This window comes from Cellulosimicrobium sp. SH8 (assembly GCF_025818875.1).
Lineage (GTDB): Bacteria > Actinomycetota > Actinomycetes > Actinomycetales > Cellulomonadaceae > Cellulosimicrobium > Cellulosimicrobium cellulans_D.
In genome coordinates, this window is the sequence record NZ_JAMXMH010000012.1 from 1 (window position 1) to 25137 (window position 25137).

The 25137-nt window shown below is 74.7% G+C and carries 21 protein-coding genes and 1 pseudogene; 6 read left to right on the forward strand and 16 right to left on the reverse strand.

Features of this window, described 5'->3' with window-relative positions:
* Nucleotides 1-60: 60 nt before the first annotated feature.
* A complete protein-coding gene (locus NF338_RS16415) occupies nucleotides 61-864 on the forward strand; it encodes an exodeoxyribonuclease III (RefSeq protein WP_264031772.1) in 804 nt (267 codons plus the stop codon).
* A 94-nt stretch (nucleotides 865-958) separates the two neighbouring features.
* On the opposite strand, the gene galK is transcribed toward NF338_RS16415, so the two are convergent.
* From galK to NF338_RS16470, 11 genes and pseudogenes are all read right to left on the reverse strand, one after another.
* Nucleotides 959-2308, reverse strand: a complete 1350-nt coding sequence (gene galK / locus NF338_RS16420) for a galactokinase (protein ID WP_264031945.1) — start codon at nucleotides 2306-2308, stop codon at nucleotides 959-961.
* Nucleotides 2282-3484: pseudogene (galT, locus tag NF338_RS16425) on the reverse strand (galactose-1-phosphate uridylyltransferase); the annotation flags it as partial. The pseudogene galT and the gene galK, both read right to left, overlap by 27 nt.
* A 52-nt stretch (nucleotides 3485-3536) precedes the next feature.
* Nucleotides 3537-4310: a DeoR/GlpR family DNA-binding transcription regulator gene (locus tag NF338_RS16430; RefSeq protein WP_204540410.1), complete on the reverse strand. Its 774-nt coding sequence runs from the start codon at nucleotides 4308-4310 to the stop codon at nucleotides 3537-3539.
* Between the two features lie 145 nt (nucleotides 4311-4455).
* Nucleotides 4456-5688: an ABC transporter permease gene (locus NF338_RS16435; RefSeq protein ID WP_264031946.1), complete on the reverse strand. Its 1233-nt coding sequence runs from the start codon at nucleotides 5686-5688 to the stop codon at nucleotides 4456-4458.
* A gap of 68 nt (nucleotides 5689-5756) precedes the next feature.
* Complete coding sequence (locus NF338_RS16440; RefSeq protein ID WP_264031947.1) at nucleotides 5757-6476, reverse strand: ABC transporter ATP-binding protein; 720 nt, start codon at nucleotides 6474-6476, stop codon at nucleotides 5757-5759.
* A 95-nt stretch (nucleotides 6477-6571) separates the two neighbouring features.
* The gene (locus tag NF338_RS16445; RefSeq protein ID WP_264031773.1) at nucleotides 6572-8137 is read right to left on the reverse strand and encodes a hypothetical protein; all 1566 of its coding nucleotides are present in this window, start codon (nucleotides 8135-8137) and stop codon (nucleotides 6572-6574) included.
* Between the two features lie 2 nt (nucleotides 8138-8139).
* The gene (locus NF338_RS16450) at nucleotides 8140-9111 is read right to left on the reverse strand and encodes a hypothetical protein (protein ID WP_264031774.1); all 972 of its coding nucleotides are present in this window, start codon (nucleotides 9109-9111) and stop codon (nucleotides 8140-8142) included.
* Nucleotides 9112-9187: 76 nt separating this feature from the next.
* Complete coding sequence (locus NF338_RS16455; RefSeq protein WP_264031775.1) at nucleotides 9188-10399, reverse strand: ABC transporter permease; 1212 nt, start codon at nucleotides 10397-10399, stop codon at nucleotides 9188-9190.
* A complete protein-coding gene (locus NF338_RS16460) occupies nucleotides 10396-11283 on the reverse strand; it encodes an ABC transporter ATP-binding protein (protein ID WP_264031776.1) in 888 nt (295 codons plus the stop codon). The genes NF338_RS16455 and NF338_RS16460 overlap by 4 nt, the downstream gene beginning before the upstream one ends.
* Entirely contained in the window at nucleotides 11280-12299 is a 1020-nt protein-coding gene (locus NF338_RS16465) for an efflux RND transporter periplasmic adaptor subunit (RefSeq protein ID WP_264031778.1), read from the reverse strand. The genes NF338_RS16460 and NF338_RS16465 overlap by 4 nt, the downstream gene beginning before the upstream one ends.
* 401 nt (nucleotides 12300-12700) lie before the next feature.
* Nucleotides 12701-13849 carry an Mrp/NBP35 family ATP-binding protein gene (locus NF338_RS16470; protein ID WP_264031779.1) on the reverse strand — a complete coding sequence of 383 codons (1149 nt, stop codon included), beginning with the start codon at nucleotides 13847-13849 and terminating at the stop codon, nucleotides 12701-12703.
* A gap of 109 nt (nucleotides 13850-13958) precedes the next feature.
* Here NF338_RS16470 and NF338_RS16475 point away from each other — a divergent pair, with 109 nt between their 5' ends.
* Nucleotides 13959-14756, forward strand: coding sequence for a maleylpyruvate isomerase family mycothiol-dependent enzyme (locus NF338_RS16475; RefSeq protein WP_264031780.1), 798 nt, complete (start codon nucleotides 13959-13961; stop codon nucleotides 14754-14756).
* Between the two features lie 24 nt (nucleotides 14757-14780).
* Here NF338_RS16475 and NF338_RS16480 read toward each other — a convergent pair whose 3' ends face one another.
* Complete coding sequence (locus NF338_RS16480) at nucleotides 14781-15290, reverse strand: DUF1003 domain-containing protein (protein ID WP_264031781.1); 510 nt, start codon at nucleotides 15288-15290, stop codon at nucleotides 14781-14783.
* Nucleotides 15283-16626 carry a magnesium transporter MgtE N-terminal domain-containing protein gene (locus tag NF338_RS16485; RefSeq protein ID WP_264031782.1) on the reverse strand — a complete coding sequence of 448 codons (1344 nt, stop codon included), beginning with the start codon at nucleotides 16624-16626 and terminating at the stop codon, nucleotides 15283-15285. The genes NF338_RS16480 and NF338_RS16485 overlap by 8 nt, the downstream gene beginning before the upstream one ends.
* 132 nt (nucleotides 16627-16758) lie before the next feature.
* Between NF338_RS16485 and NF338_RS16490 the strand changes: the two genes are divergently transcribed.
* Entirely contained in the window at nucleotides 16759-17574 is an 816-nt protein-coding gene (locus NF338_RS16490) for a general stress protein (protein WP_264031783.1), read from the forward strand.
* 251 nt (nucleotides 17575-17825) lie between these two features.
* Here NF338_RS16490 and NF338_RS16495 read toward each other — a convergent pair whose 3' ends face one another.
* Nucleotides 17826-19463: an aminopeptidase P family protein gene (locus NF338_RS16495; protein ID WP_264031784.1), complete on the reverse strand. Its 1638-nt coding sequence runs from the start codon at nucleotides 19461-19463 to the stop codon at nucleotides 17826-17828.
* Nucleotides 19460-20359, reverse strand: coding sequence for an alpha/beta fold hydrolase (locus NF338_RS16500; RefSeq protein WP_264031785.1), 900 nt, complete (start codon nucleotides 20357-20359; stop codon nucleotides 19460-19462). Before NF338_RS16500 ends, NF338_RS16495 begins: the two co-directional genes overlap by 4 nt.
* A 118-nt stretch (nucleotides 20360-20477) precedes the next feature.
* Here NF338_RS16500 and NF338_RS16505 point away from each other — a divergent pair, with 118 nt between their 5' ends.
* From NF338_RS16505 to NF338_RS16515, 3 genes are all read left to right on the forward strand, one after another.
* Nucleotides 20478-21317, forward strand: coding sequence for a PHP domain-containing protein (locus NF338_RS16505; RefSeq protein ID WP_264031786.1), 840 nt, complete (start codon nucleotides 20478-20480; stop codon nucleotides 21315-21317).
* Between the two features lie 7 nt (nucleotides 21318-21324).
* Nucleotides 21325-21957: a MarC family protein gene (locus tag NF338_RS16510; RefSeq protein ID WP_047234782.1), complete on the forward strand. Its 633-nt coding sequence runs from the start codon at nucleotides 21325-21327 to the stop codon at nucleotides 21955-21957.
* Nucleotides 21958-22114: 157 nt separating this feature from the next.
* The gene (locus NF338_RS16515; RefSeq protein ID WP_264031787.1) at nucleotides 22115-23911 is read left to right on the forward strand and encodes a beta-N-acetylhexosaminidase; all 1797 of its coding nucleotides are present in this window, start codon (nucleotides 22115-22117) and stop codon (nucleotides 23909-23911) included.
* 73 nt (nucleotides 23912-23984) lie between these two features.
* Here the strand turns inward: NF338_RS16515 and NF338_RS16520 are convergent.
* On the reverse strand, nucleotides 23985-25137 hold a 1153-nt coding region (locus NF338_RS16520), incomplete at its 5' end, for a chitinase (RefSeq protein WP_264031788.1).

Genomic DNA, 25137 nt, shown 5'->3' on the forward strand with positions numbered 1-25137 from the left:
GGGGTGTCGCGGACGGCATGATGGTCTCCTTGCCTGGTCACCCCCCGAGGAGAGTGCCGTTTGCACACCATCGCCACCGCCAACGTCAACGGCATCCGTGCCGCCTACCGCCGCGGGATGGACGCCTGGATCGCGTCCCGGACGCCCGACGTCCTCCTGCTCCAGGAGGTCCGCGCCCCCGACTCGATCGTCAACGACCTCCTCGAGGGGTGGCACGTCGCGCACCAGGCGTGCGACATCAAGGGCCGCGCCGGCGTCGCCGTCGCGTCGCGGCTCCCCGTCTCGGCGGTGCGCATCGGGCTGGGTGCCGGCGAGCCGGAGCCGCCCGTCGACACGGGCCGCTGGGTCGAGGCGGGCCTCGAGCTGCCCGACGGCGGTCGCCTCACCGTGATCTCCGCGTACATCCACTCCGGCACCGTCAGCCAGCCGGAGACGATGGTCGCGAAGTACGCCTACCTCGAGAAGGTCACCGCGCGCCTGCGCGAGCTCGCGGCCACGGGGGAGAAGGTGGTCCTGGCGGGAGACCTCAACATCGCGCACCACAACGTCGACATCAAGAACTGGCGTGGCAACCTCAAGAGCGCCGGCTTCCTCCCGGAGGAGCGCGCGCACGTCGACACCTGGCTCGACCAGGTCGGCCTCGTCGACCTCGGCCGCGTCCACGGCGGAGAGGGCCCCGGCCCGTTCACGTGGTGGTCGTGGCGGGGTCGCGCGTTCGACAACGACTCGGGCTGGCGCATCGACTACCAGCTCGCCACGCCGTCGCTCGCCGAGCGCGCCGTCAAGGTCGAGGTCGACCGCGCGCCGTCGCACGACGAGCGCTGGAGCGACCACGCGCCGCTCGTCGTCACGTACGACCTCTAGGACGTCCCGGTCCCGCCGAGCACGACACGAGGGTCGTCGTGCGGCACGTGACGACCGTCGTGTCGCGCTGGGCGGTGTGTGAGGTCGTGTCGGGTCAGGCGACGCGCTCGGCCGGCGCGGACGGCGTCGCGAGGAGGAAGCCGGGGGCGCCGAGGCCCTCGCGCTCGAACGCGGCGCGGACGGCGTCCGCCACGAGCTCGACCTGGTCGGCGCGGACGAGCGCGATCGCGGAGCCGCCGAACCCCCCGCCGGTCATGCGCGCGCCGAGGGCACCGGCCACGCGCGCGGCGTCCACGGCGACGTCGAGCTCGACGCTCGAGACCTCGTAGTCGTCGCGCAGCGACGCGTGCGACGCGTTCATGAGCGGCCCGACCGCGTCGGGTCGGCCGTCGCGGAGGAGCGCGACGAGGTCGCGCACGCGGCCGATCTCCGTGACGACGTGGCGCACGCGGCGGCGTGCGACGTCGTCGGGCAGCTTCTCCAGGGCGACGGCGAGGGTGCCAGCGGGGTCGTCGCTCGTGGCGACGTCGTCGGCGAGCTCGCGCAGGGAGTCCAGCCCGAGGGCGCGGGCGGCGTCCTCGCACGTGGCGCGCCGCGCCGCGTACTGGCCGTCGACGAGCCGGTGCTCGGCGCGCGTGTCGACGACGAGCAGGGCGAGGCCCGCGGCGTCGAGGTCGAACGGCACCTGCTCGGCGGACTCGACGGGGTCGAGGCCGGGGCGGCAGTCGAGGAGCAGCGCGTGCCCGGCGGTCGCGCGCAGGGACGCGGACTGGTCCATGCCGCCCGTCGGGGCTCCCGCGATCTCGTTCTCGGCGCGGATGCTCGCAGCGGCCAGGCCGGCACGGCCCGCGTCGGTCGCGGCCAGGCCCAGCCCGGCGACGTCGTCGAGCGCGACCGCGACCGCGCACTCCAGCGCGGCCGACGAGGAGAGCCCGGCGCCGAACGGCACGCTCGAGTCCACCGCCGCGTCGAAGCCCGTGATCGCGTCGGGGTCGGCGCCCTGCGCGACGAGGTGCTGGCGCAGCGCCCAGGCGACGCCGGCGACGTACGAGCCCCACCCGGAGACCGAGCCCGGGGCGACGTCCTCCAGCGTCGTCGTCCACGTCTCACCGGGCGCCTGCGCGGACGCCAGGCGGACCAGCGAGTCGGTCCGCGGGCGCAGCGCGACGTAGGTGCGGTGGGGGAGCGCGACCGGCAGGCACAGACCCGCGTTGTAGTCGGTGTGCTCGCCGATGAGGTTGACGCGGCCGGGCGCCGCCCAGACGTGGACGTCGTCCTCGCGCTCGCCGGCGGTCTCGCCACCGGCACGGGGCTCGGCCGCGTCGACGCCGAACGCGGTGGCGAAGACCGCGCGAGCCCGGGCCGCACCGTCGTCGTCGGACCACGAGCGGACCCACCCGCGCGCGGCGCTGGACGGCGCGAGCTCCTGGAGCCGCGCCGCGATCCGCTCGGGGGTCGTGTCGCTGATCCACGCACCCATGCCCGACTCCGAGCCGGCGAGGTACTTGAGCTTGCCCGGAGCGCGCAGGACGGAGAAGACCTGCAGGTGCAGCCGGGCGAGTGTCACGTCGTCCGTCCCGCCGTCCGCGACGGAGCGGCCCTCGCGCGCCGGGGCCTGGTGCCACGCGGCGATGTAGGGGAGCGGGATGGGGGCGCCGTCGGCCGTCTCGAAGAACCGGTCGAGGCGGCGCAGGAGCTCGAGGTACGCCGTCGCGAGGTCGTCGCGCTCGGCGTCGGTGAGCGCCGGCAGGTCGGGCACGTCGCGTCGCGGGGCCAGGTGGACCTCGACGGGCCAGCGCGCCGCGAACGGCACGTAGGCGACCCAGTGCTCGGTCTCGAGTACGACGCGGCGCCCGTCCGCGAGCTCGGAGTCGAGGACGTCGCGCAGCAGGTTGCGGCCCGTGCGGCGGTGGTGCTCGCGCGCCTCGTCGAGCAGCGCGCGCGTGCGGGGCGTGACGTACGGGTAGCCGTAGATCTGCCCGTGCGGGTGGTGCAGCGTGACGCCGATCTCCTGCCCGCGGTTCTCGAAGCAGAAGACCTGCTCCACGCCCGGCTCTGCCCCGAGGACGGCGGTGCGGTCGGCCCACGCGTCGATGATCGTGCGCACGCGCTGGGGCGAGAGCGCGCCGAACGACGTGCGGTGGTCGCTCGAGAAGCACACGACCTCGCACCGGCCCGCGGCCGGCGCGTGGAGCCGGAGCGGCGCGTCCTCGACGACGGCGTCCTCGACCCCGGGCACGCGCTGCAGCGACGGGAAGCGGTTCTCGAAGACGACGACGTCGTAGTCGGTGTCGGGGACCTCGCCGTCGGAGTAGGCGGCGCCGGGACGCGCGGGGCACAGCGGGCACGAGTCGGCGGCGGGGAGGAACGTGCGGTTCATCCGGTGCGCGGCGAGCGGGACCCAGTCGCCCGTGAGCGGGTCGCGGCGCATCTCGGGGCCGACGTACGGTCGCGGCGTCCCGTCGGGGCCGGGGACCGGGGCGAACCGGTCGGGCAGCGGCCGCGGGTCGTCGAGCCGACGTGAGCGCTCACCCGAGACGTACGCGGGCGAGTCGTCGAAGTAGACGAGCTCGCGGCCGTCGGCGAGGCGGGTCGAGGTGCGGCGCAGGTGCGGGTTCATGCGTGCGGTTCCGATCGCGGTGCGGTGAGGGAGAGGCGGCAACGGCACGCCGTCAAGCGACGACGAGCTGCTCGACGAGGTCCTGGACCCGGGCGCGCTCGTCCTCCGCGAGCCCGGCGTCGGTGATGAGGACGTCCACGTCGGCGAACGTCGCGAAGACGCGCAGGCCGGTCGTGTGCCACTTCGTGTGGTCGGCGAGGACGACGGTGCGGCCCGCGGACTCGATGAGCGCGCGGTTGGTCGCGGCCTCGTCCAGGTTCGGGGTCGTGAGCCCGATCTCCGTGTCCACGCCGTGCGCGCCGACGAACGCGAGGTCGACGCGCAGGCCGGCGAGCGCGGCCTCCGCGAGCGGGCCGACGAGCGCGTCGGACGGGGTGCGGCTGCCGCCGGTGAGGATCGTCTCCAGGCGCGGGTCGTTCGCCCGGTGCAGGATCTCGGCGACGGGGAGGGAGTTCGTGACGACCGTCAGGGGGCGCAGCGCGGGGTCCGCGGCGATGCGGGCGGCGAGCAGGTGCGTCGTCGTGCCGGCGCTGAGCGCGACCGAGGCGTTGGCGGTGATGAGGCGCGCGGCGGCCGTCGCGATGGCCTCCTTCTCCGCGGCCTCGCGCGAGCTCTTGGCGGCGAAGCCCGGCTCGTGCGCCGTGGTGTGCGGGGCGACGGCGCCCCCGTGGACCTTGCGGACGAGGCCCTGGTCGGCGAGCTCGACGAGGTCGCGCCGGATCGTCATGTCCGACACCCCGAGCTCCCGGGTCAGGTCGCCGATGCGGACCGCGCCGTGGTCCCGGATCTCCGCGAGGATGCGCTCCTGGCGCTGTGAGGCGAGCATGCGACCAGTATTGTCCACATCGCCGAGAAATCCAACACGATCGAACACGACCAAACATCGCGTCGCGCGGGGAGCGCGGTCCGAGGCCACCGAGGTGGCCGGGCCGCCCGGCCAGGAGATCGTCCGGACCGGGCGGCCCGCGCGGTCAGGTCCCGCCGCGCAGCGCGGCGATCGGCTCGATCGCGGCGGCCTTGAGCGCAGGATAGGTGCCGGCGAGGAGGCCGACCACGCCGCCGAGGAGCGCCGCCCCCAGGGCCATGCGGACGTCGAGGATCGGTGTCCACTCCTGCACCACCGAGACGACGACGACCGCCAGCACGCCCAGCGCGGCCCCGACGAGGCCGCCCAGCAGCCCGACGACGACCGACTCCACGACGAACTGCGCGCCGATGTCACGCCGGGTCGCCCCCAGCGCACGCCGCAGGCCGATCTCGCCCACCCGCTCCATGACGGACAGCAGGGTGATGTTGGCGATCCCCACCCCGCCGACGAGGAGCGCGATGCCGCCGAGCGCGAGGAAGATCGCGTTGACGTCGGCCTGGACGTTCTCCCGCAGCGACGAGCCCGACGTGGGCGCCTTGACCACGAAGCCGTCCGGGGCGTTGGGGTCCAGCGCGACGGGCGCCTGCCGGGCCACGACGCTCCCCGCGCCCGTCGCGATCCGCAGCTGCAGCTCCTCCGGGGCGCCGACCCCGAAGTCGGCGCGCGCCGTGCCGGCCGGGAGGATCACGGCGTCCAGCAGGTCGGTACGGCGCTGCACGTCGTCGACGATCCCCATCACCGTGTACGACCGCTCGCCCACGAACACCGACGGCTGACGGTCCACCCGGTTGATCCCGAGCCGCTCGGCCGCCCGGGCCCCGAGGACCGCGACACGGTCGGCGCGCGCGTCGTGCCCGGCGTCGAAGAACCGGCCCGTGACGACGTCGCCGCGCACGGCGCCCAGGAGCCCCGGCGTCGCGGCGACGACGCCCGGGCTCGCCTGGGCCGCGACCGACGGGTCGTTCACAGGCACCGCGGTGACGGTGACACCCCCGACGTCGACGGCCGCGACGGCTCCCGCCTCCTCGACGCCCGCGAGGCGCAGGACGCGCTCGGGGCCGTCCCACGGGAGCTGCGCGACGGCGCGCTCCTCGCCCGACATGAGCGTCGTCGTCTTCGGCTCGACGACGACCTGCGTCGCCGCGACCGCGTCGAACTGCTTGCTGATCTGCCCCGCGGCCGTCTGCGCGAGGCCGACCGTCACGACGACGGACGCGATGCCCAGCACGGTCCCGAGGACCGTGAGCAGGAGCCGGCCGGGCCGCGCGGCGATCCCGTGCGCCGCCTCGGAGAACAGGTCGCGTGCGCCGAAGCGGTCGCGCCCGCGCACGCGCAGCGGGACGTCGCGCCCCGGGCGGTCCGCGCCCCGTCGGCGGGCGTGGCGGACCCGGTCCCACGGCGCCGTCACCGGTCCAGCTCCTCGAGCCGGCCGTCCGCGATCCGCACGCGCCGCTGGGCGCGCGCGGACACGACCGGGTCGTGCGTGATGACGGCCAGCGTGAGCCCGTCGGCGTGGAGCTCGTCGAACAGGTCCATGACCTCCGCCGAGTTGGTGGAGTCGAGGTTGCCCGTGGGCTCGTCCGCGAGCAGCAGGTGCGGCGCGGCGACGATCGCCCGGGCCACAGCGACGCGCTGGCGCTCGCCGCCCGAGAGCGTCGTGGGGTGGAACGTCGTCCGGTGCGTCAGGTGCACGCGGTCGAGCGCCGTGCGGGCCCGCTCTTCCCGCTCCCCGCGCGGCACGCCGCTGTACAGGGTCGCGAGCAGGACGTTGTCGAGGACCGTGCGGCGCGGCAGCAGGTGGAAGGACTGGAAGACGAAGCCGATCCGCCCGCCGCGCAGGCCGGAGCGCGCAGACTCGGACGCGCTCCCGGTCGGGATGCCGTCGAGCAGGTACTCGCCCGACGTCGGGCGGTCGAGGAGGCCCAGGATGTTGAGCAGCGTGGACTTGCCCGAGCCCGAGGGGCCGATGATCGACACGTACTCGCCGGGGTCCACGCGCAGGCTCACCTCTCGCAGCGCCTCCACCCGGGGCGGACCCGGGAAGCTGCGCGACACGTCGACGAGGTCGACCACGGCCGCGGGGACGCTCCCGACGTCGGTACCGTCGGTCGCGGCGCTCGGCACCGCGCCGCTCGACCCCGTTCCGCCGGGCGCCCCCGGAGGTACCGCGTCAGGGCCGCCGCCGGGGTCGGTCCCCGGGAGCCCCAGCTCGGTCCAGGTCACTCGCCGACCACCACCAGGTCGCCCTCGTCGAGCTCGCCGTCCGCCGAGACGATCTCGACGAAGCCCTCCGCCGCGAGCCCGGTCTCGACGTCCACGAGCTCGGTCGTCGCGTCAGCGCCCGACCCACGCCGGACCTCGACGCGCGACTCGCCCCCCGGCCCCGCGGTGAGCGCCGCGAGCGGGACGGCGAGCACCTCGCCCCCTGTCGAGCTGACCGGGACGCGGATGCGCACGTTCTGGCCCTGCAGGGCGGTGACCTGCTCGGGCGTGAGGGCGTCGGGCGTCAGCGTGACCGTGTAGCGACCTGCCCCGCCCTCCTTCTCCTCGCCCTCGCCGTCCTTCGCGGCCGACGCGGGCTCGACCGCCGTCACGGTCGCCGTCGCCTCGGAGTCGTCCGGCAGCGTGAGCGTCGCGGCGGCACCCACCTCCAGCAGCTCGGCGTCGGACGCCGCCGCGGACGCCTCGAGCACGAGCGTCGCCCCGGACACGGACATGACCGGCCCTTCGATCGTGCTGCCCCGCTCGACCTGCACCTCGTCCACGCGGCGAGGCAGGCCGGCGAGGAAGAGGACCTCGCTCGCCGGCAGTGCCGTGAGGGTCTGCGTCCGCGCGTCCTCGAGGGCCTCCTGCGCGTCGGCGAGCTGACGCCGCGCCGACTCGACGCCCGCGCTCTCCGCCGCGGTCTGGCGCGGCCGGTCGAGCTCGGCCCGCTGCGCCTGGGCGAGCCGGAGCTCGTCCTGCGCGCCCGCGACGTCGCCACCCTCGGCCTGGGCCGCGGCTACCGCGCGCTCCGCCGCGCGCACGGCGTTGTCGGCCTGCAGCTTCTCCACGTCGGTCGCCCCGGTCTGCGCCGCAGACAGGGCGGCGCGCGCCCCGTCGAGCGCGTCCTCGGCCCCTCGCACACCCTCGCGCGCGCTCGTCACCGCGAGCGCGGCCTCCTCCGCGGCCGACGGCGCCGGATAGCCGACCTGCGCGTAGAGCTTCTCGACGGCGGTGGCCGTCGCGGCGTCGTACAGGTCGCTGTCGGCGCGCCCGGGATCGATGCCCACGGCGCCCAGCGCCGCCTTGAGCTGGAGCACGTCGGGGCCGGACACCCCCACGCGCAGCGACCGGTACGCCGGGAGCTCGCCCGGGAGCACGATCACGGGGCGCCCCGCGATCTCCAGGGCGACGCCCGCCGCGCCCAGCTCGGCGCCGACCTCGGGGACCTGACCCGTGACGACCGCGGGGCCGCCCAGGTCGCCGGTCTCGATCTTGACCGACACCGCGTCGTCGTAGGTCGCGTCCGCGCGCAGCGTCACGTCGTTGGCGAGCGTCCGCCGCTCCACGGGGACGGTGATGAGGCCGGCCTCGGGGGGCTCGGCGTCGGCGGCCGCCTGGGCGGGCGAGACGACGAGCCGGCTGAGCACGATGCCGGCCACCAGGCTGAGGACGGCGACGCCCGCGACGAACCACACCAGGCGGTGCCCCGTCAGGGAGAGCCGACGGCGCCCGCGGCCGTCCTGCGGGTCCGGCTCCGCGGGGTCCTCCGTCGCCGGGTCGAGGAGCCGGGTGTCGTCCACGCTCACTGCTGGGACTCCGCCATGAGGTCGCGGATCGTCTCCAGCTCCGCCTGGTGCTCTTCGACGAAGGTCGTCTCGAGGTCGACCTGGACGTCCAGGTGCACCTCCTGATAGCCGACCTCCTTCTGGCAGGCCGCGTCGGCGACGGCGGTGTCCCGCTCGAGGGTCTTGGCCGCCTCGAGGGTCTCCTCGCTCGGTCCCTCCGGGTCGGAACCCTCCCACAGCGCGTTCGAGCGCTCCATCATGTCGTCCATCGCCTCCTGCGGGGAGGCGTAGCCGGTGAAGCCCGCGTCAGCCATGCACCCGGCCCACGCGGTGTCGACCTCCTTGAGGCGCGGGTCCGCGGCGATGTCCTCGTAGAGCTGGGTCGTCGCGTCGTTGAACGCCGTCATCTCCTCGCTCTCCCAGAGGGCGTTCTGGTCGCCGTAGACCTCCTCCTGCGCGGCACCCTGGCAGCCGGCCGTCGACGGGTCGTACTCCGGCATCTCCTCGTCCTCGTCGTACTCCATGCTCGCCATGTCGCCGTAGAGCGCCTCGTAGTAGGCGTTCTGCTCCGACTCGGACATGGCCTCTACGTACTCCTGGTTCGGGTCGACCCAGGCGTCCATCTCCGCCTGCTCCTCCGCGGACGGCTCCTCGTAGAGGGTGAAGCCGTACCCGTACTCCGCCGCGTACTGCTCCGGGTCGCGCTCCTCGTCCTCCTCGGAGGTGAAGCTCATCCCGGTCTGGTCGACCGGCTGGTACTCGAACCCCTGCTCGGTCATGCAGCGGGCGGTCGCCTCCTCGATCTCCCGCTGCTCCGCCTGCATCTTCTCCTCGTCCCAGTCCCCGTAGACGTCCTCGAAGAAGGCGGTCAGCGGGCTGTCCGCCTCGGAGGTCGACGGGTCGGCGCCCGACGAGCACGCCCCGAGCAGGAGCGCACCCCCCAGCACCATCGCGGTGGTGGTGGCGCGAGCCGTGAGTCGTCGTGTCATGTCCTGCATCCCCTGTCTGGTGTTCCTGGCTGTGGGCGGAGCGGTCGAGCACGTCGGACGTCGTCGTGACGGTCGGTCAGTAGCGGATGGCGTCGATCACCTTGACGCGGACGGCGACGAGCGCCGGGAGGAGGCCCGCGAGCGCGCCGATCCCGACGGCGGCGAGCATCCCGGTCACCGCGGCGGAGAACGGGAATCCGGGAGCGTCCTGGACGGCCGAGCCCATGAGCACGTCGAGCGGGAGGTTGTGCAGCGCGACGACCGCGACGGTCACGCCCAGCACGCCCGCGACGGTGGTCGCGACGACGCTCTCCATCATCACGGAGAAGAAGACGCGGCCCGAGCTCGCCCCGAAGCTCCGGCGGATCCCGATCTCGCGGATCCGGTACCGCACGGTGACGAGCGCGATGTTGACCAGCCCGAGCCCGCCGAGCAGGAGCGCGATCACGCTGACGCCGAGCACGACCCAGCGGATCGCGCCGTCGACGACGCCGTAGCTCGCCGAGTCCGACCGGTAGACCTCGGCCTGCGTGCCGCTGATCGCACCGGAGACGTCGCGCTGGATCGCCTCGACGAGGCCGTCGGCGAGCTCGTCGGGGACCCACAGCTCGAGCCGCGGCGGGCCGGTCATCTCCAGCGACTCCGGGGTGACCCAGGCCGTCTGGGCGTCGACGAGGACGTAGGCCTGCGGCTCGGCCTGCGGCCAGTCGTCCGGGAACGCCCCGACGACGGTCGCGACCACCGGGTTGTCGCCCCCGATCGTGACGGTCGGGTGCTCCGCCACGGTCACGCCGCCGAGCGCGTCGAGGAACGCCTGGTTGACGACGAGCGCGGGCGCGAGGCGGTCGGCGTCCGCGTCGGTGAACCACCGCCCCGACGTCACCTCGAAGCGGTGCATCGTGGCCCAGTCGGCCTCGACGCCGGTCGTGTAGACCTCGCGCGTGCCGTCGGGGAAGCGGACGGGGGCGGGCGCGTCGCGCAGCATCGATGAGTAGCCGATCGCGTAGCGCTCGACGACCTCGTCGAACACCCGCTCGTACTCCTCGGGCCCGGGCATGACGCTCCCGCCCTCGCCCGTCGGCCAGGCCGTCACCTGGAGGGTCGCGGCGCGACCGCCCCAGCGGTCGTTCTGCTCGGCGGAGACCTGGCGCAGCATCTCCCCGGCGGCGGAGATGGCCGTGATCGCGCAGACCGCGACCGCGACGCCGACGAGCGCGAGCAGGACGCGGACCTTGTGGACCCGCAGCTCGTCCCACGCCTCGAGGACGGCGCCGACGATCCCGGTCACGCGGCGCCCCCCGTCCGCGGGGACGCGCCGTGCGAGGCGACCAGCGGGCGGGCGACGTGCTCCGCCTGGTCGTCGCCGGCCTCCAGCGCGGGCGCGGCGGCACCGTGCGCCCCGGGCCCGTAGGGCACCGCGGCGTCCTGGGCCCCGGGATGCGCGCCCGGGGCGTCGAGCGACGCGAGCGACCCGGCGCTGCGCGCGCTGATGGCGATCGGGGTGAGCACGCCGTCGGCGAGCCGGAACTGCCGGGCCGCGCGCGACGCGACCGCGAGGTCGTGCGTGATGGCGATGAGGGCCGACCCGTTCTCGCGCGCGATGGTGTCGAGCAGGTCCATGACCTCGCTGCCGGTGTCGACGTCGAGAGCGCCCGTGGGCTCGTCGGCGAGGATCACGCGGGGCACGCGCACGAGCGCACGGGCGATGGCGACGCGCTGCTGCTCGCCGCCCGAGAGCTTCTCCGGGCGGGTGTCGAGGCGGTCGCCGAGCCCGACCCGGTCCAGCATCTCCGCGGCCAGCGTCCTGCGCTGCCAGAACTGCCGTCCGCGCGCGTACAGCAGCGGCGCGACGACGTTCTCGAGCGCCGTGCGGCCCTGGAGCAGGTTGAACTGCTGGAACACGAACCCGAAGTCCGTGCCGCGGCGCCGCGCCCGGGCGCGCCCGGAGAGCCGGCCGATGGGGACGCCGTCGAGCAGGTACTCACCGCCCGTCGGGGTGTCGAGGAGCCCGAGGATGTTGAGCAGGGTGGACTTGCCGGTCCCCGACCGCCCGACGATCGAGACGTGCTCCCCGGCGTCGACGGTGAGGTCGATGCCGCGCAGGATCTCCAGCTCGCGGTCGTCGGGGAGGAGGACGGAGCGGGCGACCCCGCTCAGCTCCAGGAGGCTCATCCCCCGATCACCTCGCCGGTCATGGGGTCGACGACCGGCACGACGTCCTGGCCCGGCACGAACTCGAGGACCTCGTCGCCCTCGGCGAGACCCTCGGTGACCTGGACGACGCTGCCGTCGGTGAGGCCGAGCGTGACGGCGCGCTCCTCGGGCTCTCCGTCGGCACCGACGACCCACACCTTGCCCTGCTCGACCCGGCCGAGCACCGCGGTCACGGGGACGACGAGGGCGCCCTCGACCGAGCCGGCGGTGATCTCGAGCTCGGCCGCAAGCCCGGCGAAGACGGTGACGTCGCCCGGGACGGCGCACGTGACGCTCGCCGAGGACGCGCCCGCGGCGGGATCGGTCGCGCCCTCCTCGGGCGTCCCGGCGGGAGCGGCGGCCGCGCCCATGCGCAGGTTGGTGCACGTGAACGGCGCCGGGCCCCCGGTGACGGTGACCGTCGCCTCGGTCGGGATCTGGAGCAGGCGGAACTGCTGCTCGGCGACCATGCTGCCCGTGACGGAGAGCGTCCCGGGGGAGACCGACGCGAAGTCCTCCCCGACCGCGACCTCCTGGTCCTTCAGGGCGGTGAACGTCGCGACCGTGCCGGCGGTCGTGGCCTTCACGGTCTCCTTCGTCACCTTCGGCCGGCGCTCCGTGACCGTGACCTCGCCGGTCTCGGGGTCGGTCTTCGTCAGCGGCTCCTGCGGCTCGGTGAGGGTCACCTCGAGCAGCGGCGCTCCGGCCTCGACGACGTCGCCGGGCTTGGCGTGCACCGCCGTGACGACGCCGCGCTGCGTGACCTTCTGCGGCGCGGCCGGGTCGGCGACGATCTGCCCGGTCAGGGTCACGGTGTTGGTGACGTCGCCCGTGGTCACGGCCACGCGGGGCTCGACGAGCTCGGCGGAGGGGGCCGCCGGGTCGACGGGCGCCTCGGGCGCCGAGCGGAACGCGATCACGGCGAGCGCGGCGGCGATGACCCCCCAGACGACGATGCGGAGGGCGGGGAAGACGATCCGGCGGGTGATACCCACGTGCGGGCTCCTGAGCGACGGTGACGGGACGACGGTGGCGGACGGCGAGCGAGCGCTGCTGGCGGCGGGCGCGCGGACGCCCGGCCCGAGGCTAGGGGGCGAGGCGAGGGGACGTCGTCATCCCTGGGGAGGAGTTCTGTCGAGATCTCTCCACCGTGGGGTCACCGACCGGTAACGGGTGGAGCAGGCTCCGGCGGGACGCGGGGGAGGCGATGAACCCCGCGAGGGCACGGCGGAGCGGCGACGACGCCACGGCACGATCCCCCTCACCGGCCCCACGGCCGTCCCCCTGACGAGATGCGGGCGAGACTATACCGTGGCACGGAGAAAAGACAGGGGTCCTGCGAGACACCGCCGCACGGCGCACGGCCGGGGCTCGTGCGGACCCGGCGTGAGGGGCGTCAGACGACCGTGACCCCGAGCGATCGCCCGGCGAGGCCGCGCGGTCGGCGCGCGAGCCCGAGCGCGACGTCGCGCAGCGCCACGGCCGCGGCCGAACCCGGGTCGGCGAGGACCACGGGGGTGCCGCCGTCGCCCGCCTCGCGCAGCGAGACGTCGAGCGGGACCTGGCCGAGGAGCGGGACGTCGGTCCCCGTGGCGCGGGACAGGTTCGCGGCGACGCGCTCGCCCCCGCCGGACCCGAAGACCTCCAGGCGCGACCCGTCGGGCTGCTCGAGCCACGACATGTTCTCGACGACGCCGACCACGCCCTGCTGCGTCTGCGTGGCGACGGAGCCCGCGCGCTCCGCGACCTCGGCGGCCGCGACCTGCGGCGTCGTGACGACGACGATCTCGCTGCCCGGCAGGAGCTGCGCCACGGAGATCGCGATGTCGCCCGTCCCGGGCGGCAGGTCGAGGAGCAGCACGTCGAGGTCGCCCCAGAAGACGTCCGCGAGGAACTGCTGGAGGGCGCGGTGCAGCATCGGTCCGCGCCACACGACCGGCTGGCCGGGCGGGACGAACATGCCGATCGAGACGACCTTCACGCCGTGCGCGATCGGTGGCAGGAGCATGTTGTCGACGCGCGTGGGCTGCCTGTCGACGCCGAGCATGCGCGGGATGGAGAACCCGTAGATGTCCGCGTCGACGACGCCGACCTCGAGACCCTGGGCCGCGAGCGCGACCGCGAGGTTCGCCGTGACGGACGACTTGCCCACCCCGCCCTTGCCGGACGCGATCGCGTAGACCTTGGTCAGCGACCCTGGCTTCGCGAAGGGGATCTCGGGCTCGCCCACGCCGCCGCGCAGCATCGTGCGCAGCTCCGCGCGCTGCTCCGCGCTCATGACGCCCAGGTCCACGCGCACGTCCGCCACGCCGTCGACCGCGCGCACGGCGGCGTCGACGTCGCGCGTGAGGGTGTCGCGCATCGGGCACGTCGCGACCGTGAGGTCCACGCCCACCGTCACGACCGCGCCGGGCGCACCGGGTGCGACCGCGACCGAGCGGATCATGCCGAGGTCCGTGACGGGGCGGCGGATCTCCGGGTCGAGGACCGCGGTGAGGGCCTGCCGGACGGCGTGCTCGAGCGGGTCTGCAACAGGGTCGGGCATGGACCCATCGTAGGCGCGCCCGCGGCACCGTCCGCCGGGCCCTAGGTCCCGGGACGGACGTGAGCCGCATCGCACGACGTGGTGCGCCGAACGGGTCTACCGTGCACGGATGGACGCCCTGGCCTCCCTCGCGCGGGACAGCGAGCTGTTCGGCGACGCCGTGCGCAGCGCGCCCCCGGACGCGCGCGTGCCGTCGTGCCCCGAGTGGACCGGCGCGGACCTGCTCTACCACCTCGCGGAGGTGCAGGACTTCTGGGCGCGCGTCGTCGGGCCGTCCCCCGGGCACGGTCTCGACGGCGACGACGTCGCCCCGCTCGCGCGGCCCTCGTCGGACGCGGAGCTGCCCGCGCTGCTGCAGCGCTCGACGAGCCGGCTCGTCGCCGCCCTCACGGGTCGGGACCCCGGGGAGCCGTGCTGGTCGTGGCACGACGACGGCCGGCACGTCGGCTGGGTCGTGCGCCGGCAGGCGCACGAGGCGCTGATCCACCGCGCGGACGCCGAGCTCACGGCCGGCCGGGACGTCACCCCCGCCGACCCGGACGTCGCGGCGGACGGCGTCGACGAGGTGCTGTCGGTCATGGTCGACGGCGTGCCCGGCTGGGGCGTGTTCACGCCCGACGGCGCGACGGTGTCCGTCGTCGTGGACGGGTTCGGGGAGCGGCCCCGGAGCTGGGACCTCGCGTTCGGGCGCTTCACCGGGACGGGCCCGGAGTCAGGCACCGCGTACGACCTCGACGTCGCGCAGCTCGTCGACCTGCCCGGCTCGACCACGACGCAGGTCTCGGGCCCCGCGTGGGCGCTCGACCTGTGGCTGTGGGGCCGTGGCCCGGCCGACGGCCTGGCCGTCGAGGGCGACCCGGCGCTCGTCGAGCGCCTGCGCCGCGTGGCGGCCGAGGGCACGCAGTAGCGGGTCGCGGGATCGACCTCGGGGTCAGCGGTCGGCGGCCTCGTCGTCGGCCGGGCGGGCCGACTTCTCCTCCAGCTCCTCGAGCAGGTTGCGGATCTCCGAGCGGACGAAGTCGCGCGTGGCCACCTCGCTCAGCGCGATGCGCAGGGCGGCCATCTCGCGTGCGAGGTACTCGGTGTCCGCGAGGTTGCGCTCGGCGCGCTGGCGGTCCTGCTCGGCGGTGACGCGGTCGCGGTCGTCCTGACGGTTCTGCGCGAGCAGGATGAGCGGCGCGGCGTACGACGCCTGGAGCGAGAGCATGAGCGTGAGCGCGGTGAACCCGAACTCTGCGGAGTCGAACCGCAGGCCCTCCGGACCCCACGAGTTCCAGATGATCCACACCGCGCAGAACGCGGTGAGGTAGACGAGGAACCGGGGCGTGCCCAGGAACCGGGCGATGCCCTCGGTCGCGCGGCCGACCGCGTCCTGGTCGACCTTGACCCGCGGGATGAGGGAGCGGCGCGCGCTCTTCGGCGTGTCGAGGCGGTCAGCCACGGGCCACCCCCGCCGCGCCGCCGCGACCGGTGGGGCGGGCAGGCAACGACCCGGGCGCGAGCGCGGCACGGGCCTGCGCCGTGTCCACGTCGTCGTCGGTCTCGCGCCAGTCGTCCGGCAGCATGTGGTCGAGCACGTCGTCGACGCTGATCGCGCCGAGCAGGCGCTTCTCCGCGTCGAGCACGGGGACGCACAGGAGGTCGTACGTCGCGAGGATGCGCGTGACGCGGCCCAGCGGGGCGTCGGGCGCGACGCCCTCGACGTCGGAGTCGAGCACCGAGCCGACGGCGGCGTGCGGGGGCTCGCGCAGCAGCCGCTGGAAGTGCGCGACCCCGAGGAACCGGCCCGTCGGCGTCTCGAGCGGGGGGCGTGCGACGAACACCATCGACGCGAGCGCGGGGGCCAGGTCCTTGCGCCGGATCTGCGCGAGCGCGGTGGCGATGGTCGTCTCCGGGCCGAGCACGACCGGCTCGGAGGTCATGAGGCCGCCCGCCGTGTCCTCCGCGTAGGCGAGCAGGCGGCGCACGTCGCGCGCCTCCTCCGGCTCCATGAGCTCGAGGAGCTGGGCGGCCTGCGCCTCGGGGAGCTCGTGCAGCAGGTCCGCCGCGTCGTCGGGCTGCATCGCCTCGAGGACGTCCGCGGCGCGGTCGGTGTCGAGGCCGGAGAGGATCGCGACCTGGTCGTCCTCCGGCAGCTCCTCCAGGACGTCGGCGAGGCGCTCGTTGTCGAGCGCGCCCGCGACCTCGAGGCGGCGCGTGTCGCCCAGGTCGTGGATGACGTCGGCGAGGTCGGCCGGCTTGAGGTCGTCGTAGGCGGCGAGGAGCATGGCGGCCCCCTGCGCCTCGGTGCCGCCCGCGAGGCCGGTGACCGCGCCCACGTCCACGACGATCGCGTCGCCCCGCCGACGCAGCCCGAGGGTCCCCTTGTGCTGGGACCTGCGCCGCACGTACAGCTTGGTGACGAGCCAGTCGCCCGTGCGCTGGCGCTCGATCGCGAGGTCCTCGATCGTCGCCGAGCCCGACCCGTCGACGAGCTCGACCGTGCGCTCCAGCAGCTCGCTCACCGCGAGCGTCTCCATCGCGCGCTGCTCGAACCGCCGCATGTTCACCAGGCCCGTGGAGATGACCTGTCCGGCGTCGATGCTCGTGACGCGCGTGAGCGGGAGGAAGACCCGGCGACGCCCGGGCACCTCGACGACGAGGCCCACGGCGCGGGGCGCGCCCTTGGGCCGGATGAGCACGACGACGTCCCGCACCCGTCCGACCTGGTCGCCGATGGGGTCGAACACGCTGGTCCCGGCCAGGCGCGCGACGAAGACGGTGGTGGCTGCGCTCACGCGGCCAGCCTACGCACGCGCCCCGGCCGCCGCGCGTTCCTCCGGTGGGTGGCGTCGCCCGGCGACCCGGAACGGCGGACGCGCGGGGACCCGGCCCTCGCGCGGTCCGCACGAGTAGGACAGACTGGGCGAATGAGCATGTCACGCCCGGGTGCCGTCCCCCGTGTCCCCACCCCGCCCCGTGGTGAGGAGATCGCGTCGTACGCGACCTACCTCGAGGCGCAGAAGGCGGTCGACTTCCTCTCGGACAACAAGTTCGCGGTCGAGCTGGTGACGATCGTCGGCACGGACCTCAAGATGGTCGAGCGCGTGACGGGGCGGCTCACGTACGGGCGCGTCGCGATCGCGGGCGCGGCCTCCGGAGCGTGGTTCGGCCTCTTCGTCGGCCTGCTGCTCTTCATGTTCTCCGGGCAGGGCGGGTTCGTCCTCACCGCCATCGGGATCGGCGCCGGGTTCGGCCTGCTCTTCTCGGTGCTGTCGTACGCGCTCACGCAGGGCAAGCGCGACTTCACCTCGCAGAGCCAGATCGTCGCGTCGTCGTACGGGATCCTCTGCGCACCCGAGCGCGCGGGCGACGCGCGCCAGCTCCTGTCGCGGATGCCGGAGGGCGCGGGCGGGGTCCGTGCGCCGGCCGCCCCGGCGAACCCGACGTGGGGCACGCCCGGAGCGACCACCCCTCCCGCGACCCCCGCACCGACCGCGCCGGCGCCCGAGCCGCCGTCGGGCGCCACCGCGCCCCCGCCGCCGGCGGCGCCGCCGGCCCGGACCCCCGACCCCCGCTGGACCACGCCGACGGGGGAGCCGCGTTACGGCGCCATGCGCCCGACGTCGGACCAGCCGGCCGACGCGCAGCCCGACACCCGGCCCGACGCGCAGCCCGACACCCGGCCCGACGCGCAGCCCGCCCCCGGCGCACAGCAGCCCGACCAGCCCGAGCGCCCCGCCTGACGGAATGACGACGAGGGCCGGCCGCCGGACGTCGTCGTCCGTCGGCCGGCCCCTCGCCGGAAGCGCTCGCTAGCGCTTCCGCGACTTCACGGCGGTCTCGGCAGCCCTCTCGCGCTTCTGGGCGCGCTTTTCCTTGAGGGTCGACGATGCTTCCTTCTTGGTGCTCTTCGCCACGTGAGTTCACCTCCCCTCGCCGGTGGATGAACGGGCCACCATAGCCCAGTTCTTCCGCCGGCGAGCGGGGCCGTGCCTCAGCCGCGCAGGCGTGCCATCCAGGCCTCGACGTCCTGCGGGCGGCGGGGGAGCGCGGCCGAGAGGTTCTCGTTGCCGTCCGCCGTCACGAGCACGTCGTCCTCGATGCGGACGCCGATCCCGCGGTACTCCTCCGGGACCGTCAGGTCGTCCGCCTTGAAGTACAGGCCCGGCTCGATCGTGAAGACCATGCCCGGCTCCAGCACGCCGTCGAGGTAGAGCTCGCGGCGCGCCTGCGCGCAGTCGTGCACGTCCAGGCCGAGGTGGTGGCTCGTGCCGTGCACCATCCAGCGGCGGTGCTGCTGGCCCTCGGGCGAGAGCGACTCGGCCGCGCTCACGGGGAGCAGCCCCCACTCCTCCAGGCGTGCCGCCACGACCTCCATCGCCGCGGCGTGGACGTCGCGGAAGCGCGCGCCCGGGACGGCGACCGCGAACGCGGCGTCCGCCGCGTCGAGCACGGCCTGGTACACGCGGCGCTGGACGTCGGTGAACTCGCCGTCGACGGGCAGCGTGCGCGTGACGTCCGCGGTGTAGAGCGAGTCGACCTCGACGCCCGCGTCGAGCAGCACGAGCTCGCCCGTGCGCACGACGCCGTCGTTGCGGATCCAGTGCAGCGTCGTGGCGTGCTCACCGGCCGCGGCGATCGTCTCGTAGCCGACGGTGTTTCCCTCGAGGCGTGCGCGTGCGTCGAACGTCGTCTCGATGACGCGCTCGCCGCGCCGGTGCTCGACGGCGCGCGCCAGGTTCCGCACGACCTCCTCGAAGCCCGCGATCGTCGCGGCGACGGCCTCGCGCATCTGCCCGACCTCGTAGGCGTCCTTGACGAGCCGCAGCTCGGAGACGGCCTCGACGAGCGCGGCGTCCGTGCGGCGGTACGCGGCCTCTGCGCGCGCGAGCCACTCGGCCTCGGTCAGCTGCTCGTCCTGGGCCGCCTCGACGTCGTCCAGCCCGGCCTCGGCGCGGATCGCCTCGACGAGCGCCTCGACGGCCTCGTCCGCGCCCGCGACGACGAGCAGGGCCACACCGCCCGGGCCGACGTCCTTCGCGAGCGCGTCGCGCAGCTCGTCCACGTGCCGGGCCTCGACACCGGTGGCGGTCGTGACGTCGTCGAGCGACGGCCGCGCGCCCACCCAGAACTCGCCGTAGCGCGAGTCGGCGTAGAACTCCTCGGTGTCGCGCGCGGCGAGCGGGCGCACGTAGAGCACGGCGTGATGGTCGGAGCCGCCGTCGCCGGTGCCCGGCTCCACGGGGTGCAGCACGAGCACCGCGTCGGGCTCTTGGTCGGTGCCGTAGCCGGTCAGGTGCGCGAACGCCGAGTGGGGGCGGAACCGGTAGTCGGTGTCGTTCGAGCGCGTCTTCAGCGGGCCGGCCGGCACCACGAGGCGCACGCCCGGGAACCGGGCGGACAGCGCGGCGCGGCGAGCGACGGTGAAGGGAGCGGCGGGCAGGGGCTCGACGTCGAGCTCCGCGCGCGGCGCCCAGCCGCTGGTGATGAAGGCCTTGAACGCGTCGGAGTCGGGGCGCTGGGAGCGGTTGCTCCCGCGCGCGGCCAGGTCCTGGCCGTCCCCGGCGTTCTCGGGGGCCTGGTCGGGCGTCTCGGACGTGGGCTCGGGCGTGACGGGGGTGGCGTCGGTCATGCCCCCAGTCTCGCACCGCGCACGCGGCCGAAGTCCGCGAGCGCGCGCCCCAGCACGCGGTTGAACGCCTCGGGGGCCTCGCTGTTGACGTCGTGACCGGCGCGGGGCACGACGACGAGCGCGGCGTCCGCGGCGGCGGCGAGGTAGCGCTGCTCGTCGAGGCGCATGTGGTCGCGGGCGCCGTTGACGAGCCAGACGGGCACGTCGACGTCGCGCACGTGGGCGAGCCACGAGCGGCCCGCGAGCTGGGTCAGCGCGTCGGTGACGACGTGCCAGCCGGGCGCGGCCGGGGCCCGCGTGCCCGCGTCGGCCGGGCCGGTGAGCGCGTACGACGACGCCGCACCGCCCGGGAGCGAGCGCCCGCCCCGGGCGATCGCGCCCCATGCGCTCGCGCTCGTGCGCGCCGCCCAGCGGGCTCCACGTCCGACGGCGCCCCCGCCCGCCACGACGAGGCGCGCGACGTCGCGGTAGAGCGCGACCGGCTTCCCCTTGGGGTCGGACGTGCACGCCGCGGCGACCACGCCCGCGAGGTTCGCCGGGCGGCGGGCCGCCCAGGCGAGCGACGTGTAGCCGCCGAGCGAGAGCCCGACGAGGACGACCCGGCGATCCGGCCCGAACGAGGCGGCGGCCTCGTCGATCACGTCGAAGGACCGGTCGAGCGTGAAGCGCTCGTGCGCGCGGGCGCCGTGGGCGGGCAGGTCGACCGCGACGGCGTCGTGGCCCAGCGACCGCACGTGCTCGACCTGGTGGTCCCAGATCGCGCCCGACGTGCGCATGCCGTGCACGAAGACGACGGCGGGCAGGCGCTCCGAGCCGTCGGCGGACACGTCGGTGCGGTGGGCGGGCGGGGCGAGGAGGGCGGGGGAGGGGGCGGGGGCGTGCGTCGAGAGGGTCATCGCTCCCGACTGTGGCACCCCAGCCTGGGACGGCCGTGGGGAGGGGTGGCGCCCCGTGTGCACATCGTGTGCGGGTCCCGTGCCGCCGACCAGGCGTCCCGTCACTATCCTGGGACCCGTGCGCATCGACCTCCACACCCACTCGACCGCGTCGGACGGCACGGACGCGCCGGGGGAGGTCGTCGAGGCCGCGGCCGCGGCCGGGCTCGACGTCGTCGCGCTCACGGACCACGACACGACCGCCGGCTGGGCGCAGGCGACGGACGCCGCGCTGCGCCACGGCGTCGCGCTCGTGCGCGGCGCGGAGATCTCGGCCCGCTCGGGCGGCATCAGCGTGCACCTGCTCTCCTACCTGCACGACCCGGCGCACGCGGCGCTCCTCGCGGAGCTCGACCGCACGCGCGACGCGCGCACGAGCCGGGCCCGGCGGATGGTCGACCTGATCGCCGAGGACTACCCGATCACGTGGGATGATGTGCTCGCGCAGACCGTCGAGGGCACGACGATCGGGCGGCCGCACATCGCGGACGCGCTCGTCGCCGCAGGGCTCTCGCCCGACCGCTCGGCGGCGTTCGCGACGATCCTCGCCACCGACACCCCGTACTACGTGCCCCACTACGCGCCCGACGCCGTCGCGGCGGTGCGGGGTATCCGTGCCGCGGGGGGCGTGCCCGTCTTCGCCCACCCGGGCGCGGACGGTCGAGGGCGCGTCGTGTCCGACGCGGTGATCGAGGAGATGACCGCGGCGGGGCTCGCGGGGCTCGAGGTGTTCCACCGCGACCACGACGAGCGTCAGCGCGCACGGCTCGAGGACCTGGCCCGCACCCTGGGCCTGTTCGTCACCGGGTCGAGCGACTACCACGGGGCCGGCAAACCGAACCGGCTCGGGGAGAACACGACAGCACCGACCGTGCTGGAGCAGATCGAGGAGCTGGGACAGTTGGACGTGATCCGATGATCGGACGATGAACGAGCTCTTCGACGTCCGGCTCTTCACGGAGGTCTTCGTCACCCTGTTCGTCATCATGGACCCGCCCGGCACCGTGCCGGTGTTCCTGGGCCTGACGAGCGCGATGGGTGCCAAGCAGCGCAACCAGGCGGCGCGCACGGCGATCCTCGTCGCGTTCGGCGTGATCGTGGCGTTCGCGGCGTTCGGCCAGCAGATCCTCAGCTACATGCACATCTCGCTGCCCGCGCTCCAGACCGCGGGCGGCCTGCTGCTGCTCCTCGTCGCGATGGAGCTCCTCACGGGCAAGATGGAGGAGCCGCAGCCGTCGGGCAACAAGGGCGTCAACGTCGCGCTCGTGCCGCTCGGGACGCCGCTCCTCGCCGGCCCCGGCGCGATCGTCGCGACCATGGTCTTCGTGCAGCGCGCGGGAGAGCGCGGGGGCGGCGTCGCGGAGTGGGTCGCGATCGTCGCGGGCGTCGTCGCGGTGCACGTGTGCCTCTGGCTCTCCATGCGCTTCGCGAACGTCATCAACCGCGTGCTCGGCGACTCCGGGACGATCCTCGTGACCCGCATCGCCGGTCTGCTGCTCGCCGCCATCGCGGTCCAGCTCGTGGCCGACGCCGTCACGCAGTTCGTCCAGGCCGCCTGACGCCGCGTTCCTCCCGGCGCCGCTGCGGGGTCGCGAGGCACCTCTCCGGTCCGCGCCGCGCGTGCCGGAAGACCTCGCGGACGCCGTCCAGGGAGCGCTAGGGTCGGCAGCGGTGCGGACGACGGTCGTCCGTGCGGCGAGTTCGGCAGGGGTCCTGATGAATCTGCGGGGGCGTACGACAGGACGCACGACACGACGCACGCTCGGCATGCTCGTCGTGGTCGTGGTGGGAGGGAGCGCGATCCTCGCCGGCTGCACCCCGACCCCCGGCACGACTGCGACCGTGCAGGAGCTCGGGCTCGTCCCCCTCCCGGCGTCGGTCGAGGTCTCGGACGCGGCGCCCTTCGTGCTCGACGACGGGACCCGGGTCGTCGTCGACGTGGCAGCGGGCAGCGCCGTCGGGCAGGAGGGCGCGGTCCACGTCGGCGAGCTGCTCGCGGCGGAGCTGCGCACGCCCACGGCGCTCGACCTCCCGGTCGAGACGGGCCCCGAGGCCGACAGCGGTGCGGTGGTCCTGCGGCTGGAGCCCGGCGGCGAGTCGTGGGACCCCGACGGCCTGCTCGACGACCCCGCTGCCGAGGCGTACACCCTGGAGGCCGGGGAGGACGGCGTCGTGCTCGCCAGCGCGACGCCCGCGGGCCTGTACCGCGGCACGCGCACCCTGCTCCAGCTCCTCCCGCCCGAGGTCGAGGCGCCCGGGCCGGTCGGCGACGTCGCGTGGGACGTGCCGGCGGTCACGATCGCCGACGAGCCCCGCTACGCGTACCGCGGCGCGATGCTCGACGTCGCGCGGCGCTTCGCCCCCGTCGAGGACGTCCAGCGGTTCGTCGACCACCTCGCGGACTACCGGCTCAACGTGCTGCACCTGCACCTGTCCGACGACCAGGGCTGGCGGCTCACGGTCGACGGCCTGCCGGAGCTCACCGAGGTGGGCGGCCGGACGCAGGAGGGCTGGCCGCCGGGGACCGGCGGTCCGTGGTTCTACACGCCCGAGGAGTACGCGCGGATCGTCGAGTACGCGGCCGACCGGTACGTGACCGTCGTCCCCGAGATCGACGGGCCGGGGCACACGCTCGCGGCGCAGTCCGTCCTCGGGTCGCTGCGCTGCGACGGGACACCCGGCGAGCCGTACTGGGGCCCGGAGGTGAACAACCCCATGATCTGCTCGAGCGACGAGAACATGCCGGCGGTCCGGGAGTACCTCGACACCGTCCTCGCCGCCGTCGTCGCGCAGAACCCCGGTCCGTACGTGCACCTGGGCGGGGACGAGGCCCCCAGCCCCGCGGAGGGCTGGTACGAGAACTACACCGCGGCGGCGAACGAGATCGTCGCGGGGCACGGCCGCACGGTCATGGGCTGGCACCAGTGGGCACAGGGCACGACCCTGCCGGAGGGCAGCCTGATCCAGTACTGGGGCGTGGGCGAGCGCAACCGGGGCCTCATCGGGACCGCGCGGGAGACCGCGGACGTCCAGGAGGTCCGCGCGGCGCTCGCCGCTGGCGCCGACCTCGTCATGTCGCCCGCGGACCGCACGTACCTCGACATGAAGTACGACGACCTCACCCCGTACGGGCTCGAGTGGGCCGCGCGGATCGATCTCGAGCGCGCGTACTCGTGGGACCCCGAGACCGAGCTGACGTCGACCCTCGACCCGGAGCGGAAGGTCGACGTCGCGGGACGCGTCGCCGGGCTCGAGGCGCCCCTGTGGTCGGACCGCTCCTACCCGGACAGCCTCACCCACCTGCCGACGAGCACCGACGAGTTCGTCGACGTCGACGTCTACGTGGACTTCATGACGTTCCCCCGCCTGCCCGCGCTCGCCGAGGTGGCCTGGACCGCCCAGGCCGACCGCGACGTCGAGGACTTCGAGGCGCGCATCGTGCGGCAGGCCCCCCGCTGGGACGCCGCGGGCATCGGGTGGAACCGCGTGCACGACGTGCGCTGGGACGACTGAGGCGGACGGCCGACGTCCGGGGGTCGCGGCCCCGGACGCCGGTCCGTCACGACCGGTCCGTCATGGCCGATCGTCAGGGCCAGTAGGCGTCGAAGTTCCGGGAGAACTCCCAGCCGTTGTAGCGGTCCCAGTTGATCGACCAGGTCATGAGGCCGCGCAGCCCGGGCCAGCGCCCGTGGGTCTGGTAGGACCCGCAGCCCGTGCCCTTCGTGAGGCAGTCCAGAGCCTGGTTGACCTGGGCGGGCGCGGTGTGGCCGTTGCCCGCCTGCGTGCTCGCCGGCAGACCGATCGCGACCTGGTCGGGGCGGAGCGCCGGGAACATCTTCGTCGTGTCGCGCGCGACGGGGAAGCCGGTGAGCAGCATGTCGGTCATCGCGATGTGGAAGTCCGCGCCGCCCATGGTGTGGTACTGGTCGTCGAGGCCCATGATCGGGCCCGAGTTGTAGTCCTGGACGTGGAGCAGCGTCAGGTCGTCGCGCAGCGCGTAGATCACCGGCAGGTAGGCGCCGCACCGCGGGTCCTGACCGCCCCACGGCCCGGAGCCGTAGAACTGGTAGCCGTTCTGGACGAAGAAGGTCTCCGGCGCCATCGTCAGCACGAATTCGTCGCCGTAGCGGGCCGTCAGCGTCTTGAGCGCGGAGATGAGGTTGACGATCACCGGCGTGGTGGGGTTCCGGAAGTCCGTGTCGCCCGTGTTCAGCGACAGCGAGTGTCCCTCGAAGTCGATGTCGACCCCGTCCAGCCCGTAGGTGTCGATGATCGAGCTCACCGACGCGACGAACGCGTCGCGCGCGGCGGTCGTCGTGAGCTGCACCTGCCCGTTCTGCCCGCCGATCGACAGGAGCACCTTCTTCCCCGCCGCGCGCTTGGCAGCGACGGCGGCCTTGAACTCCGCGACCGACTCGACGTTCGGGCACTCGGTCTGCGGGCACAGGCTGAACCGGATGTCCCCGGACGTGACGGTCGTCGGCTCGCCGAACGCGAGGTTGATGACGTCCCACGAGTCCGGGACGTCCGCCATGCGGGTGTAGCCGGAGCCGTTGGCGAACGAGGCGTGCAGGTAGCCGATGAGCGCGTGCGGCGGGAGGCCGTCGCCGGTGCCGCCGCCACCGGTCGTGGTCGCGGTGACGGCGGTGGAGCGGGCGGACTCGCCGGCGCTGTTGGTGGCGGTGACCTGGAAGGAGTAGGCGGTGGAGGCGGCGAGCCCGGTGACGGTCGTGGACGGG

Bases quoted from the DNA above. Each gene is read 5' to 3' on its own strand.
- NF338_RS16430 (WP_204540410.1), bottom strand. From the start codon at position 4,310: ATGCTCGCCTCACAGCGCCAGGAGCGCATCCTCGCGGAGATCCGGGAC.
- NF338_RS16450 (WP_264031774.1), bottom strand. From the start codon at position 9,111: ATGACACGACGACTCACGGCTCGCGCCACCACCACCGCGATGGTGCTG.
- NF338_RS16460 (WP_264031776.1), bottom strand. From the start codon at position 11,283: ATGAGCCTCCTGGAGCTGAGCGGGGTCGCCCGCTCCGTCCTCCTCCCC.
- NF338_RS16470 (WP_264031779.1), bottom strand. From the start codon at position 13,849: ATGCCCGACCCTGTTGCAGACCCGCTCGAGCACGCCGTCCGGCAGGCC.
- NF338_RS16475 (WP_264031780.1), top strand. From the start codon at position 13,959: ATGGACGCCCTGGCCTCCCTCGCGCGGGACAGCGAGCTGTTCGGCGAC.
- NF338_RS16490 (WP_264031783.1), top strand. From the start codon at position 16,759: ATGAGCATGTCACGCCCGGGTGCCGTCCCCCGTGTCCCCACCCCGCCC.
- NF338_RS16495 (WP_264031784.1), bottom strand. From the start codon at position 19,463: ATGACCGACGCCACCCCCGTCACGCCCGAGCCCACGTCCGAGACGCCC.
- NF338_RS16500 (WP_264031785.1), bottom strand. From the start codon at position 20,359: ATGACCCTCTCGACGCACGCCCCCGCCCCCTCCCCCGCCCTCCTCGCC.
- NF338_RS16510 (WP_047234782.1), top strand. From the start codon at position 21,325: ATGAACGAGCTCTTCGACGTCCGGCTCTTCACGGAGGTCTTCGTCACC.
- NF338_RS16515 (WP_264031787.1), top strand. From the start codon at position 22,115: ATGAATCTGCGGGGGCGTACGACAGGACGCACGACACGACGCACGCTC.